The sequence below is a fragment of the Pyxidicoccus trucidator genome (assembly GCF_010894435.1).
In the GTDB taxonomy this organism is placed as follows: domain Bacteria; phylum Myxococcota; class Myxococcia; order Myxococcales; family Myxococcaceae; genus Myxococcus; species Myxococcus trucidator.
Genome location: NZ_JAAIXZ010000014.1, coordinates 208,667 through 222,012, shown reverse-complemented (window position 1 = coordinate 222,012; position 13,346 = coordinate 208,667). Strand labels below are relative to the sequence as shown.

Sequence of the window (13,346 nt, the reverse complement as noted above, 5' to 3'; positions counted from 1 at the left end):
AGGCATGGAACCCACGCAGGCGCGGCAGGACTCCATCTTCAAGGTGGCGGTGGCGAGCTTCATCGGCACGGCCATCGAGTGGTACGACTTCTTCCTCTACGGGACGGCGGCGGCGCTGGTGTTCAACCGCCTCTTCTTCCCCTCCTTCGACCCGCTGACGGGGACGATGGCGGCCTTCGGCACCTTCGCCGTCGGCTTCGTCGCCCGGCCTCTGGGCGGCGTGGTGTTCGGCCACTACGGCGACAAGCTCGGCCGCAAGGCCATGCTCAGCGCCACGCTGATGTTGATGGGCGTGGCCACCTTCGCTGTGGGCCTGCTGCCCACCTACGACACGCTGGGCGTCTGGGCGCCGGCGTTGCTGGTGCTGCTCCGGCTGGTGCAGGGCTTCGGCCTGGGCGGTGAGTGGGGCGGCGCGGTGCTGATGGCGGTGGAGCATGCGCCCGCCCACCGCCGGGGCTTCTATGGAAGCTGGCCGCAGATGGGAGCACCGGCGGGGATGCTGCTGGCGACGGCCGTCTTCTCCGTCTTCTCCCGCATGCCGGAGGCGGAGTTCCTCGCCTGGGGCTGGCGCATCCCCTTCCTGCTCAGCTCGCTGCTCATCGGCATGGGCGTGTTCATCCGGCTGCGCGTGGCGGAGTCCCCGGTGTTCCAGCACCGCAAGCCGCAGGAGGCGTCCCCGCGCATCCCCGTGCTGGATGCGCTGCGCAACTACCCGAAGCAGATCCTCCTGGCGATGGGGGCGCGCTTCGCGGAGAACGGCTTCTTCTACATCATCACCACGTTCGTCCTCTCGTACGGGACGGAGCGGCTGGGACTGCCGCGCTCCACCTTCCTCAACGGGGTGCTGATTGCGATGTCGGTCCACCTGGTGGCGATTCCCGCGTTTGGCGCCGCGTCGGACCGGTTCGGCCGCCGGCCGGTGTACCTGGCGGGCGCGGTGGGCTGCGGGCTGATGGCCTTCCCCTTCTTCTGGCTGCTCGACACGAAGGAGACGGGCCTCATCTGGCTGGCGATTGTCCTGGGCATCATCGCGCACGCGGCGATGTACGGGCCGCAGGCAAGCTTCTTCTCGGAGCTGTTCGGCACCCGCGTCCGCTACAGCGGCGCATCCCTGGGGTACCAGCTGGCGTCGGTGTTCGCCGGGGGCCTGTCGCCGCTGGTGGCCACCGCGCTGCTGGCGTACTCGGGGGGCCAGGCCTGGTCGGTGTCCCTCTACATGGTGGCGCTGGCGGTCATCACCCTCGTCTCCGTCTACCTGTCGGCGGAGACGTTCCGGGAGAACCTGACCGAGGCTCCACCCACGAGCCCCGGTCCGGACGTGCTCAGCGAGCCGTCCAGCCGCAGTCCATCACCTGTGCCGCCCCGGTGATGCCGGCCGCGGCGTCCGAGCACAGGAAGGAGATGTAGGCGGCGACCTCGGAGGGCTCCAGCAGCCGCTTCACGGCGGCGGGGGCCAGCATGATCTTCTCCACCACCTCCGTCTCCGTGATTCCGTGGACGCGTGCCTGGTCGGCAATCTGCTTCTCCACCAGGGGCGTGCGCACGTAGCTGGGGCACACGGCATTCACGGTGACGCCCTTGTCGGCGGCCTCGAGGGCCACCGTCTTCGTCAGGCCCATCAGCCCGTGCTTGGCGGAGACGTACGCGGACTTGTACGGCGAGGCCACCAGCCCGTGGAGCGAGGACACGTTGATGATGCGCCCCCACTTCCGGGCGTACATCAGCGGCAGGGCGTAGCGCGTCAGCAGGAACGGGCCGACGAGCATGATGCGGATGAGCTGCTCCCAGCGGTCCTCGGGGAACTCCTCCACCGGGGACACGTGCTGGAGGCCCGCGTTGTTGACGAGGATGTCCAGCCGCCCCCACTCCCGCTCGGCGTGCGCCACCAGGGCGCGGCAGTCCTCGCGGGACGACACGTCCGCCCGCTGGAACCGGGCGCCGGGAAGCCGCTGCGCCGCCGCGGTGCCCGCCGCCTCGTCGAGGTCCGCCAGCAACACCCGCACTCCTTGCGCCGCCAGGCTCTCCGCCACCGCGAGGCCGATGCCGTTGGCCGCGCCCGTCACGAGCGCGCTTCGACTTGAATCCTGATTCATGTTCCACCTCCGCGCGCATGGTGGAGGAAGCCGCCGCGAAGGGCAATGGCGCGACGGGGTGCCGCGCCGCGCCATCGCCGGAGCGTCCACCCCGGCGCCCCCGGGCAGCGGCCTCGGCGTCCGGGAGGCCCGGGAAGGCACGCGTCTTTCCGTCCGACAGGGGTACGCTCTCCCGAGCTACGCGGGAAAGCGGCCTACCACCATGTCCGAGACACCCAGACAGGCAGTCCCGGGCACACCGCCCTCCAGCGCCACGGCGTCCCGCTCGTGGTGGCGCTGGCCCCGCTCGCTCGTCCTGGCGATGGGGCTGGGCGTGCTCGTGTCGCTGCCCTCGCTGAACGTAGGGCTGCTGCTCGACGACCTGTTGCACCGCCTGGTCCTCTCCGGGGTGCTCCGGGACCAAGGCGACTGGGGGCCCCTGACGCTCTACGAGTTCGTGGGGACCGCGCGCACGACCCCCGCGGGGCTGAGGGAGGCCGGGCTGCTGCCGTGGTGGACGTCGGACGTGTTGTCCGTGCGGTTCTTCCGGCCGCTGACCAGCGCGCTGCTCGTGCTGGACCTGCGGCTCTTCGGACAGGAGCCCCTGCCCGCGCACCTCCACAGCCTCGCGTGGTTCCTGGGGATGATGGCGGTGGTCGGCGCGCTGCACCGGCGCCTCCTGCCCGTACCGCTCGCGGGGGTGGCGACCGTCGTCTGGGCCATCGCCGGGGCGCACCTGATGCCGGTGGCGTGGCTCGCGTCGCGCCATCCGCTCGTGTCCGGGCTGCTCGGGCTGCTGTCCCTGGCGGCCCACCTGCGAGCCCGCGAGGACGGCTGGCGGCCGGGCCGGCTCCTCGGCCCGCTGCTGATGGTGGGCGCGCTCCTCGGCGGTGAGCCGGCGCTTGGGGCGGTAGCGCTGATTGGCGCCTATGAGCTGTTCGGCCGCCGCGAGGGACTGCGCCGCGCGGCCGTCGCCCTGGCTCCGTTCATCATCCTGGTGGGGGTGTACCTCGCCTTCTACGTGGCGCGGGGCTACGGCGCGCGAGGCAGCGGCGCCTACCTGGACCCGCTGGGTGCGCCGGGGACCTTCGTCGTGACGATGGCCCAGCGTGTGCTCATCCTCCTGGGAGAGCTGGTCGCCGGCACGCCGTCGGATGCCGCCTCGTCCCTTCCCCCGCTGCACGCGGCCTTCGCCGTGTGGGGAGCGCTCGTCACCGTGGGCGCCCTGCTGCTCCTGCGCGCCCTTCGGGGGCGGCTGACGGAGCAGGAGCGGAACACCCTGCGCTGGTTGCTACCCGGGGGGCTGGCCTCGGTCATCCCTGGCGCCGCGGGTGTCATCGGTGGCCGCGTGTTGATGGTGCCGCTGCTGGCGGGCAGCGCCCTGGTGGCCGTGCTGCTGGTCCGGAGCTGGGAGGCCGCCCGCGAGCCCGGGCGCTCAGGGCTGGCGCGCGGAGGACTCCGGGTGGCCGTGGCGGTCCTCGTGCTCGGGCACTTCGTCGCGGGGCCGCTCTTCCGGGTGGTGATGGGCCTGGGCCTGGACCAGATAGCCGAGGCCCAGTGGAGCATCGCCAGCGCGGCCCCTCCGTGTGAGGGCACCCTCGTCATGGTGGCCGCGGCCGACCCGAGCATCGCCACCTTCGTCCCGGCGGCGATGGTGCTCCAGGGCCGGGCGCCGCGCCGGTTCCGGCTGCTCAGCTCGGCGCCGCACGAACACGTCCTGGAGCGCACCTCGGCCACGGGCCTGGACCTCGTGGTGCGCGCGGACGTGCGCCACACCGGCTTCTGGGAGCAGGTCTACCAGGACACCCCTCCCGCGCCGGGAACGGAGCTCCAGCTCACGGGGCTCCACATCACCGTGAAGGAGTCCACCGAGGCTGGCCTGATGCGGGTGCACTTCGACTTCGACGTCCCCCTGGAGTCCCCGGAGCTGTGCTTCATGACGTGGCGCGACGGAGCGCTGCGCAGCCTGGCGCTGCCACCTCCTGGAGGGAGCGTTCCGGTGCCTCACCAGCTCGGCCCCATGAGGCTCTGAGCGCGGAGTGTGGACTGGCGCGGGGGTGGAGCCCTCTCCCGCGCTTCCCCCGGCATCCGGGCGCTTCCCGCATGGCACACTGCGGCCTCCCTCCACCCAGGAGCCCCATGTTCCCACGCCCCCTCCGCCTGCTGGCACCGCTGCTCGGGTGCGCCGTGCTGTCCCTGACTGCCTGCGACGACGACGAGCCCGACTCCCAGACAGGCTCGACCGAAGCGGCGGTGATGACCCGGAACATCTATCTGGGCGGCAACATCTTCCTGCTCGCCAATGCCCAGACCTTCGAGCAGGTCCCGGCGATTGCCGCGCAGCTCTATGCGACGGTGCAGGCCACGGACTTCCGGGATCGCGCGAAGGCGCTCGCGGATGAAATCCAGGCGGCCGACCCCGCGCTCGTCGGCCTTCAGGAGGTGTCGCTCTACCGGACCCAGTACCCGAGCGACTTCCGCTCCTACCCGCTGCCGGATGCGGCGAACATCACCTACGACTTCCTCGCCATCCTGATGGCCGAGTTGGAGGCGCGCGGGCTGAACTACCGCGTCGCCGCGAAGGTGACGAACGCGGACTCCGAGCTCCCGGCCGCGCTCTCCGGCAACGCGAGCGACCTCACCGACATCCGCCTGACGGACTACGACGTCATCCTGTCACGGGGAGACGTCCTGATTTCGAACGTGGTGGAGCAGAACTACACCACCAACCAGCAGGTGCCCGTGGGCGGCGCGTCGGTCACCTTCAGGCGCGGGTTCACCAAGGTGGAGGCCACGGTGGACGGAGCGCGCCTCACCTTCGTGAACTCGCACATGGAAGGGCTGATGCCCGCCAACGAAGCCCAGGCCAACGAGCTGGCCACCATCCTCGCGGGCTATCCCCGGCCCCTCATCCTGGTGGGCGACCTCAACACCGGCCCGGGCTCTCCGACGCCGGCCTATGGAATCCTCACCGGCTCGGCCGGCCTCACCGACGCGTGGACGACGGTGGGCTCGGGTGACGGCTTCACCTGCTGCGTCAGCGACACGGTGAATGACACCACCACCGAGGGCTTCGACGAGCGCATCGACCTGGTCCTCTACAACGGTGACGGCCTCGAGCCGCTCTCCGCCGAGGTCGTCGGTGACGAGCTGTCCGACCGCACCGAGCAGGGGCGCTGGCCCTCCGACCACGCGGGCGTCGTGGTGAGGTTCCGCATCGACCGCTGACCTACGCCGCGCCGGGAGCCCGCGCGGGAGGTGCCACCTCCGCGCGCCCTTTCCCCGAGGCCACCGTCTCCGGCGGCCGCCACATGAACCACTGTGGCGGCCCGCCGTCGAAGCATGGCTCCTCGCGCTGGAGGTCGAAGCCGAAGCCGCGATACCACTCGCGGTTGGACTCCTTGGCCGTCTCCAGGAAGCAGGGGTCGCCCTGCTCCGCCGCCAGCTCCAGGCCGCGCTTCATCAGTCGCGCCCCCAGTCCCCGGCCCTGGTGGGAGGGCTCGACGGCGATGGCGGCGAGGTACCAGTGCGGTGGCGTGTGGGGGTGGTAGCGCTCCAGTCGCGCGAGCGCCTGGAGCGCCAGCCGGGCCCGGCCGGGGAAGTACCGCAGGCCCGCCCAGACTGTCGGAAGGAACCCCGCCTGGCGCCGGAGCGACTGGGGAAAGGCCCCCGGCCGCAGCCAGGCGGCGACACCGGTCAGCCGCCCACCCTCCACCATGGCGTGGACGATGCCGTGCTCCAGGCAGTCGATGACGGTGGCGCTGTAGAAGCGGGTGGACACCCTGGCGCGCCGCTCGGGGGCGCCGGGGAACAGCTCCGCCAGGAAGGGGTAGTCATCGAAGGCGCGGGCGCAGAGAGGGCCCACCTGGTCGAGCAGCTCCGGCCCCAGCTCCTGGACAGTCACGGTCATGGGTTGGCGGACGGTAGCACGCCGCGAGTGCTGTTCCCGCCGACGCACGGGGTCCGGTGCCGGTACGACAGTCGCTGTCATGGGGTGTCGGACGGTAGCTCGCCGCGAGTGCTGTTCCCGCCGACGCACGGGGTCCGGCGCTGGGGCTGAAGGCAGGGGTGGAGGTCTCCCGTCGCACGGAGTATTCATCTCCTCCGCATGCCCCTTCGCCTCGTGAAACGGCTCGCACGGGACTGGTTCCTGGTGGGGATGATCTCCGCCGTCGTGCTCGCCGTCCTCTTCCCCGACTTCGGCAGCACCGGTGGGGCGATGCACGCGGATGTCGTCGCCAACGCCGGCATCTTCCTGGTGTTCCTCCTGTACGGCCTCGGCCTGCCGCTGGCGAACCTGAAGGCGGGAATCCTGCAGTGGCGGCTGCACGTCGTGGTGCAGACGTTCACCTTCGGGGTGTTTCCCCTCCTCTGGCTGCTGCTCAACCTCATCGCGGGGCGCTGGCTGCCACCTGACCTGCTGCTGGGGTTCCTCTACCTGTGCGCCGTCCCGTCGACCATCTCCTCGTCCGTGGCGATGACGGGGCTGGCTCGCGGAAACGTGGCGGCGGCCATCTTCAACGCAAGCCTGTCGAGCCTGCTCGGCGTCGTCCTCACCCCGCTGATCGTCAGCCTGCTCGCCTCGACGACAGGCCAGTCGATTCCGCTGGGCGAGGCCATTCGCAAGCTGGCGACGTTGCTCCTGCTGCCCCTGGTCATCGGCCAGCTGCTCCGCCCACTGCTGGGCGCCTGGTTCGCGCGTTACCGGCGCTACACCAACAGCTTCGACAGGTTGTTCATCCTGGTGCTGGTCTACGCCTCGTTCTGTGACTCGGTGAAGGCCGGGTTGTTCACGAACTATGGTGGCGGCATCCTGGCGGTGACGCTCGGGGGCGCGGCGCTGTTCCTCACCATCGTGCTCGTGCTGAGCACCCTGGTGACCCGCCGGGCCGGCTTCGTGAAGGAGGACGAGATTGCCGCGGTCTTCTGTGGCTCCAAGAAGACCCTGGCCTCCGGCGTGCCCATGGCGCGGCTCCTGTTCGGCGCGCACCCGGGACTGGGGCTCATCGTCCTGCCGCTGATGTTCTACCACCAGCTCCAGTTGCTCGTGTGCTCGGCCCTGGCCGAGCGCTACGCGAGCCGGGCCTCTCCGCCCACGTCCTGAGCACCCGGAAGCATCACCCAAGGAAGGGGTGCCAATATCTCGGAGCCCGGAGTCCTCGCCTGTGGGGGACGAGCCGCTATCGCAGAGCCCGGCGTCCTCACCTGTGGGGGACGAGCCGCTATCGCAGAGCCCGGAGTCCTCGCCTGCGGGGGACGAGCCGCTATCGCAGAGCCCGGCGTCCTTGTCTGTGGGTGGTGTGCCAGTGCCTTGGGGCCCGGAGTGTTCGGAGCGGCCCAGGGCGCGCCAGAGGGCCCGTGCCGACGCGAGCACTTCGGTTTCACCCGCCTGCGCGCCCTGCTGCGCCGTCCGAGCCAGTTCCAGCAACGTGCCCCACACCAACCCTTCACCCATCGGGACGCAGCCGCGTAGCAGCGCTCCCTCCCGCTCGCCTTTCTCCAGCACGTCGCGCACCAGCGCACGCGTCGTCCCACCGGACGACTGCTGCGGAATGAGCGCCCCGGCCACCCGAGGCCCGGGAGCCGGCGGCGAGTGCGGCCCATACTCGCGCGCATGCCAGTGCAGGAACGTGAAGCCGAAGAGGTCCGGCTGCGTCAGCGCCCACCTGGCCAGTTCCCACCAGAAGTCGAGGAACGCCTGGGCGAAGTCCACGCCCGGCTTGCCGTGGCTCAACAGGAATGAGACCTCCGCCTGATAGCAGAGCGTCTTCTCGGTGTATTCGCGCACCGCCAGAGCCAGCCCCAGCTTGCTGCCATAACGCCGGTACATCGCGCCCACTGACATGTGCATGGCGCGGGCCAGCTCCGAGGCCTGCGCGTTTTCGTACCCGCGCCGCACCAGCAGTCCCGCCGCATAGCGCAGGGCCATCGCGTGAAACATCTCCAGCAATTCCATATCCCCATCCCCTCCCCGCCCCTCGGGCGACTGGCTGCCGCGAACGAGACGACCTTCCGCTTCGCCCCCCTCGGGAGCGGGGTCGCCGCGGAACGAACGTTCCTTCCACCCGAACCTGTCTACCGGGTGGGTCTGACACGGGGGCAGGTCGGGACAACGTCCCGGGTCGTGGGCCCCTCGCGGCCGAGGCGTCGCCCGACCGGACACGCGTCGGAACCAGCGCCCACGGCTGACGGGCACGCGGGACGGACGTGCGCTCCTCGCGGCGGTGCCTGCGCCCATGACCGCCGACTCGCGGGGCGGACGTGCGCTCCTCGCGGCGATGCCAGCGCCCACGACCGACGGGCTCGCGGGACGGGTGTGCGCGTCCCGCGGCGGTGCCAGCGCCCACGACCCGTACGTCCTCGCCCCAGCCCGTCCTGCAATGAGCCAGAGGACGTACAAATGTGCTGCCGCAGCATGGCCACCACCTGCGAGAGCAGCTCCAGCATCCACTCGTGGAAGAGGTGCACGTGCTGGACGATCCGGACAGGAGCTGCCCGGCTTGCGCTGGCCCACTGAAGGACTGGAAGGGGCGATTGCGCTCGGCGGCCCTTGCGGCCCTGCGCGGTCATCCGTCCAACTGCCACGTAACGTCGCGGCGAGATGAAACCTTGAGCTTGCTTGTTGCTATCGGCCGATGCGGTGCTGGCCGCGCTGCCCGCCCTCGACGAGCTGCGCGAGCTTGCCAAAGTGGCCGACATCGACGGGCCGCTGAGCATCCTGAAGCGCGCCGCCGCCTGCCGCGCCGGGTTCAGTCCAGGTTGCGCGGGCCAGCCGGCCGCCGCGCACCGGGCAGGCCGGCGAGTAACTGGGAGACCAGCTCCTTCACGGCCAGCGCGTCGTCGCTGCCGATCCGCAGCGTCAGCAGTTCGTAGTTCTCGTTGACCTTGGCGAGCACGCTGAGCGGACCCGCCTGCAAACACGCCACGCGGCCCAGCAGCGGCAGGACAGGCGCGAACCCGGCGCGTTGCAGTAGTGCGAGGGCCTGCTGCAACGCGGCACGACCCTGGCCGGCTTGCAGCGCGCCGCCCAGGGCCACCACGTCGCGATTGGCGCGGAGGCGCAGCTCGAAGTGGTTGAACACGCTGGCGGCGATGCGTTCGCCGCAGGTTTCGCCGGTCTCGTCCGGCGTCTGCCATCTGAACGGAACGCCCTGCTCCAGCGTCACGAGGGGCGCGTCATCGCCATCGCCGCGCTGCAGGTCGAGGTAGTGGTCGTACAACGCCACCAGCGACAGGTCGGTTTCGATGGCCACGGGGAAGAAGCGGCCGGGCGGCGCGTCGTCTTTGTCGTCGAGGCGCTCCGCCTCGAGGCGCTCGGCGATGGCGGCGAAGCCGTGGTCCTGAGTCGCGCCAAACGGAGTGTAGCCATGACTGTGGCCCCCCATCCGCCGTAAGAACTCCACATAGGTGGCAGGCAGCGTGACGCCGCGGTCAGCGGCCAGGGCCGAGATGGCGGCGTCCGGCATTCCCTCCACTTGAGACAGGAACGCCGGGTCGCGCTGCCGGATGAACTCGATCACAAGGGGCCAATCCATCAGCAGGCTTCTTCAGTGCAGCGGGTCATGAAAAGCAGTTCCTGGCAGGTATGGCACGAAGCCACCGACGACATCACCCATGGAGCTGCTGGCAGTCAAATGGCGGCTCCTCCCCCACACGAGCACACCCGCAGTGGGCGCCGCCATGATGGTTGCCTGAGGCAATCGATTGGTTGACACTGGCAACGAGTTGGGGAGAACGAACCCGAGGACCCAGGACATGGCGACGACCAGGCACGAGCGGAGCGTGGCGGCGGTTCGGCACTTCAACCGCTTCTACACCCAGAAAATCGGCGTCCTGCACGAGGGCCACCTGGAGAGCGACTTCTCCCTCACCGAGGTGCGGGTGCTCTACGAGCTGGCGAACCGCGAGAAGCCGACGGCGGCCGAGCTGAGCCGGGACCTGGCCTTGGATCCGGGCTATCTCAGCCGGGTGCTGCGCGGCTTCGGCTCACGGGGCCTGATGGCCCGGGAGCGCTCCGAGGCCGACGGGCGCCAGAGCCTGATGCGGCTGACCCGGCGGGGCCAGGACGCCTTCGCCCGGCTCAACGCGCGCTCGAGCGACGAGGTCGGCGCGCTGCTGGCCCGGCTGTCCCCCACCGGGCAGCGGCGCCTGCTGGACGCGATGCGGACCATCGAGGAGCTGCTCGGGGGAAAGGTGGAGACAGAGAAGGCCCCGTACCTCCTCCGGCAGCACCGGCCGGGAGACATGGGCTGGGTCGTCCAGCGCCACGGCGCGCTGTACTTCCAGGAGTACGGCTGGGACGAGCGCTTCGAGGCGCTGGTGGCCAGCATCGCCGCGAAGTTCATCCAGGAGTACGAGCCAAAGCGGGAGCGCTGCTGGATTGCCGAGCGGGACGGAGAGAATGTCGGCTCGGTGTTCCTGGTCCAGGAGTCGAAGACGGTGGCGAAGCTCCGCCTCCTGCTGGTGGAGCCCTCCGCGCGCGGACTGGGAATCGGCTCGCGGCTGGTGGGCGAGTGCGTGCGCTTCGCCAGAGAGGCCGGCTACCGCAAGGTGCGCCTGTGGACCAACGACGTGCTCCACGCGGCCCGCCATCTCTACGAGCAGGCCGGCTTCGTCCTCGTCCACTCCGAGCCGCACAACAGCTTCGGACACGGCCTCGTCGGCGAGACGTGGGAGCTGAAGCTCCCGCGTCATTGAGGCGCCTTGCAGTGCGCCGAGAATCCACCGCCTGCGGCGGTTGCCGACCCCACCAGACCTGTAGGGCGCCCCGCCGGCCTCGAGGCTTCGTCCCAGGGCTCCAGGTGGCGCCGCCGCGCGTGTAGGCGAGGCTCGCCGATACACCCGCGTTCCCCTCCACTGCGCGGTCCTTGCGCCCGGCAACAAAAAGCAGGTGACGCGCCAGGGACATGCTCTCCTCGCGGAGCTTCTCGTCCCCTACTTCCTGGAGGCAGTCATGGGTGCGTTGGATGGAAAGATCGCGGTCGTCACGGGTGGTGGCACGGGCATCGGCTTCGCCATCGCGGAGCGGTTCGCCCGAGAAGGCGCGGAGGTGGTGATTGCCGGCCGCCGCAAGCAGCGACTGGACGATGCGGCGGCGCAAATCGGCCACGGCGCACGCGGCATCGCGACGGACGTGGGAGATGACGCCCAGGTCCAGCGGCTCATCGACTCCGTACCCCGCGTGGACCTGCTCGTCACCTGCGCCGGCGGCGCGGTGTTCGGCCCGGTGGAGGAGGTGTCTCCCAAGGCCTGGCGCGACCTGTTCAATGACCGCTTCTTCGGACAGCTCGCCGCCTGCCACTACGCCGTCCCGAAGATGGCTCCGGGCAGCTCCATCCTCTTCTGCTCGGGCATCGCGGGCCACGCCGCCCTGCCGAACTATGCCGGCGGCGCGGGCCTGTGCGGCGCCGTCAACGCCATGGGGCGCTCCCTCGCCATCGAGCTGGCCCCCAAGGGCATCCGGGTCAACGTCCTGTCTCCGGGGCTGACGCGCGACACGGCCATCGACTGGCACGTCCCACCCGAGCAGCTCGACGCGTTCATGGACGCCCTCGTGAGCCGCATCCCCCTCAAGCGCCCCGGCACCGTCCGCGACATGGCGGACGCCGCGTTCTTCCTCGCGACGAACGCGTACGCCACCGGCATGGTGCTCGACCTGGACGGAGGCTGGACGGCCGTCTGACGCCTCAGGGGCCGGTGATGCGCACCATCCGCCCCAGCGACGGCACGCCCGTGTCCGACACGAGGAAGAGCTGGTAGTAGCCCGGGGGCGCCACGTTGTTGTTCGCGGGCGCGGTGACTGTCAGCCCCCCCTCGCCTTGCGTGAAGCCCAGCGTCAGGAGTCTCTGGTTCTGGTCGAACGCGTGCGTCACCGACGCGAGGGCGATGGCCGTCACCCGGGTGATGCGCGCGGCGTCCGGCGTCGTGACGCTGAAGGAGGTGCCGGGAGTGACGGTGGTCGGCGCAGCGCTGACCACGGGCCTCGCCCCCTTGAACAGGTACGGCGGAGAGAAGACCTCCGCCGTGCGCCGGTTGCGGCCTCCCGCGCTCAGCACGCGCCCGTCCGGCAGCAGCACCGCGGTGGCATGGTAGCCGCGGTACACGGTGTTGCTCGCCCAGCGCGTCCACCGGTTCGTCGCGGGGTCATACACCTCCGCCTGGAAGACCGGCGAGCCCGAGTTGTCGAAGCCGCTGCCCCGGCTTCCGCCCGTCACCAGCACCCGGCCATCCGGCAGCAGCGTCGCGTTGTGCTGCCTCCGGGAGGTGAGCATCGACGCCACGTAGCTCCACGTGGGCGAGGACACGTTCAAATCAATCCTCTCCACCGTGGCCGTGGGCGGGTCTCCCCCACCCACGAGGAACACGCGGCCGTCGATGATGACCGCGGGCCCGTAGCTCCGCGTGCCGAAGCGGCTGGAGGGCCCCGTGGACCAGGAGCCGGTGCCGGAGGTGTTCATCCAGCGCGTGCCACGCGACGGGCCGGCGAAGAACAGCCGGCCGTCCGGTGCCAGGAACATGCGCGGGTAGTACGGCAGCTTGAGCACGGCCCCGGTCATGTTCCGCCACGTGCCGCTGGCCGCCAGGTAGCGCTGGGGAAGCTCGTTGATGTCGCCCGCATCTTCGATTTCGCCGGAGAGCACCATGACGTCCCCGTTCGCCAGCGTCGTGTTCGTGGGGTACCAGCGCCCCTCGTTCATGTCCGGCAGGCGGGTCCATGAGGCCGTCGTGGGGTTGAAGAGGCTCGCGTCGGGGAGCCCCACGTGGCTCTCGATGTGCCCGCCGGTGACGAGCAGCTGGCCGTCCGCGAGGTACGAGTGGCCCGCGCAGAAGATGTTGTACCCCGGGTGCGCCAGCGACGTGACGGTGTTGGTGGCGGGGTCCCACCGGCGGGGAGCCAGGTTCCCTTCCGCGAACTCGCCGAAGAACATCACCCTCCCATCCGGCTGCAGGTTCGCGTGCGTGGCCGACACCGGCCAGCTCATGACGCTGGACCAGGTGCCGACGTCCGACGGCGCGGTCTGTGCCCGGGCGGGACTGCCCAGCACCGCGCACAGGGCGAAACAGACCGCGAGCCCCCGCGGCCGGGGGTAGAGGGAGCTCCACGACATTGCGGCCTCCAGGGGATGTTGCCGATGGGAGTGGCAGAACCTAATGGGCGGGCCGCATGAGCCAATCGGTCCTCGCGTCTGAGGGAGTGTTGCCGCCCCACGTCGCGACTGTCGCGTGCAGGCAGGTCGCCTCCGCCCTCCGCACGGGTAGGCGTGAGCGCCCGGA

General features: G+C 70.5%; 10 protein-coding genes and 1 pseudogene. 6 read left to right on the top strand and 5 right to left on the bottom strand.

Going from position 1 to position 13,346, the window contains the following annotated elements; translation table 11 throughout:
- The first annotated feature begins 4 nt into the window (after window positions 1–4).
- Window positions 5–1,369 (top strand): MFS transporter, encoded by a 1,365-nt coding sequence (locus tag G4D85_RS33595; protein ID WP_164018151.1) that lies wholly within the window; start codon window positions 5–7, stop codon window positions 1,367–1,369.
- Here G4D85_RS33595 and G4D85_RS33590 read toward each other — a convergent pair.
- Window positions 1,323–2,093 (bottom strand): 3-hydroxybutyrate dehydrogenase, encoded by a 771-nt coding sequence (locus G4D85_RS33590; RefSeq protein WP_164018150.1) that lies wholly within the window; start codon window positions 2,091–2,093, stop codon window positions 1,323–1,325. The genes G4D85_RS33595 and G4D85_RS33590 overlap by 47 nt on opposite strands.
- A 202-nt stretch (window positions 2,094–2,295) precedes the next feature.
- Here G4D85_RS33590 and G4D85_RS33585 point away from each other — a divergent pair, with 202 nt between their 5' ends.
- Both G4D85_RS33585 and G4D85_RS33580 read left to right on the top strand, forming a co-directional pair.
- The gene (locus G4D85_RS33585) at window positions 2,296–4,104 is read left to right on the top strand and encodes a hypothetical protein (RefSeq protein ID WP_164018149.1); all 1,809 of its coding nucleotides are present in this window, start codon (window positions 2,296–2,298) and stop codon (window positions 4,102–4,104) included.
- 107 nt (window positions 4,105–4,211) lie between these two features.
- Complete coding sequence (locus G4D85_RS33580) at window positions 4,212–5,300, top strand: endonuclease/exonuclease/phosphatase family protein (protein WP_164018148.1); 1,089 nt, start codon at window positions 4,212–4,214, stop codon at window positions 5,298–5,300.
- Window position 5,301: 1 nt separating this feature from the next.
- Here the strand turns inward: G4D85_RS33580 and G4D85_RS33575 are convergent, their stop codons facing one another.
- Complete coding sequence (locus G4D85_RS33575; protein ID WP_240359649.1) at window positions 5,302–5,982, bottom strand: GNAT family N-acetyltransferase; 681 nt, start codon at window positions 5,980–5,982, stop codon at window positions 5,302–5,304.
- Window positions 5,983–6,180: 198 nt separating this feature from the next.
- Between G4D85_RS33575 and G4D85_RS33570 the strand changes: the two genes are divergently transcribed.
- A complete protein-coding gene (locus G4D85_RS33570) occupies window positions 6,181–7,176 on the top strand; it encodes a bile acid:sodium symporter family protein (RefSeq protein ID WP_164018147.1) in 996 nt (331 codons plus the stop codon).
- A gap of 693 nt (window positions 7,177–7,869) precedes the next feature.
- Here G4D85_RS33570 and G4D85_RS50865 read toward each other — a convergent pair.
- Window positions 7,870–8,001: pseudogene (locus tag G4D85_RS50865) on the bottom strand (TetR family transcriptional regulator); the annotation flags it as partial.
- Window positions 8,002–8,821: 820 nt separating this feature from the next.
- The gene (locus G4D85_RS33560) at window positions 8,822–9,592 is read right to left on the bottom strand and encodes an SMI1/KNR4 family protein (protein ID WP_164018146.1); all 771 of its coding nucleotides are present in this window, start codon (window positions 9,590–9,592) and stop codon (window positions 8,822–8,824) included.
- Window positions 9,593–9,827: 235 nt separating this feature from the next.
- Here G4D85_RS33560 and G4D85_RS33555 point away from each other — a divergent pair, with 235 nt between their 5' ends.
- Complete coding sequence (locus G4D85_RS33555; RefSeq protein WP_164018145.1) at window positions 9,828–10,769, top strand: bifunctional helix-turn-helix transcriptional regulator/GNAT family N-acetyltransferase; 942 nt, start codon at window positions 9,828–9,830, stop codon at window positions 10,767–10,769.
- A 256-nt stretch (window positions 10,770–11,025) separates the two neighbouring features.
- On the top strand, window positions 11,026–11,754 hold the full coding sequence (locus tag G4D85_RS33550; RefSeq protein WP_164018144.1) for an SDR family NAD(P)-dependent oxidoreductase: 729 nt from the start codon (window positions 11,026–11,028) through the stop codon (window positions 11,752–11,754).
- 4 nt (window positions 11,755–11,758) lie between these two features.
- Here G4D85_RS33550 and G4D85_RS33545 read toward each other — a convergent pair whose 3' ends face one another.
- A complete protein-coding gene (locus tag G4D85_RS33545) occupies window positions 11,759–13,180 on the bottom strand; it encodes a galactose oxidase-like domain-containing protein (protein WP_164018143.1) in 1,422 nt (473 codons plus the stop codon).
- Window positions 13,181–13,346: the final 166 nt, after the last annotated feature.

What these genes read in the sequence shown, in the direction of transcription:
- G4D85_RS33595 (WP_164018151.1), top strand. Translation starts at nt 5, where the DNA reads ATGGAACCCACGCAGGCGCGGCAGGACTCCATCTTCAAGGTGGCGGTG.
- G4D85_RS33555 (WP_164018145.1), top strand. Translation starts at nt 9,828, where the DNA reads ATGGCGACGACCAGGCACGAGCGGAGCGTGGCGGCGGTTCGGCACTTC.
- G4D85_RS33590 (WP_164018150.1), bottom strand. Translation starts at nt 2,093, where the DNA reads ATGAATCAGGATTCAAGTCGAAGCGCGCTCGTGACGGGCGCGGCCAAC.
- G4D85_RS33585 (WP_164018149.1), top strand. Translation starts at nt 2,296, where the DNA reads ATGTCCGAGACACCCAGACAGGCAGTCCCGGGCACACCGCCCTCCAGC.
- G4D85_RS33580 (WP_164018148.1), top strand. Translation starts at nt 4,212, where the DNA reads ATGTTCCCACGCCCCCTCCGCCTGCTGGCACCGCTGCTCGGGTGCGCC.
- G4D85_RS33575 (WP_240359649.1), bottom strand. Translation starts at nt 5,982, where the DNA reads ATGACCGTGACTGTCCAGGAGCTGGGGCCGGAGCTGCTCGACCAGGTG.
- G4D85_RS33550 (WP_164018144.1), top strand. Translation starts at nt 11,026, where the DNA reads ATGGGTGCGTTGGATGGAAAGATCGCGGTCGTCACGGGTGGTGGCACG.
- G4D85_RS33545 (WP_164018143.1), bottom strand. Translation starts at nt 13,180, where the DNA reads ATGTCGTGGAGCTCCCTCTACCCCCGGCCGCGGGGGCTCGCGGTCTGT.
- G4D85_RS33570 (WP_164018147.1), top strand. Translation starts at nt 6,181, where the DNA reads ATGCCCCTTCGCCTCGTGAAACGGCTCGCACGGGACTGGTTCCTGGTG.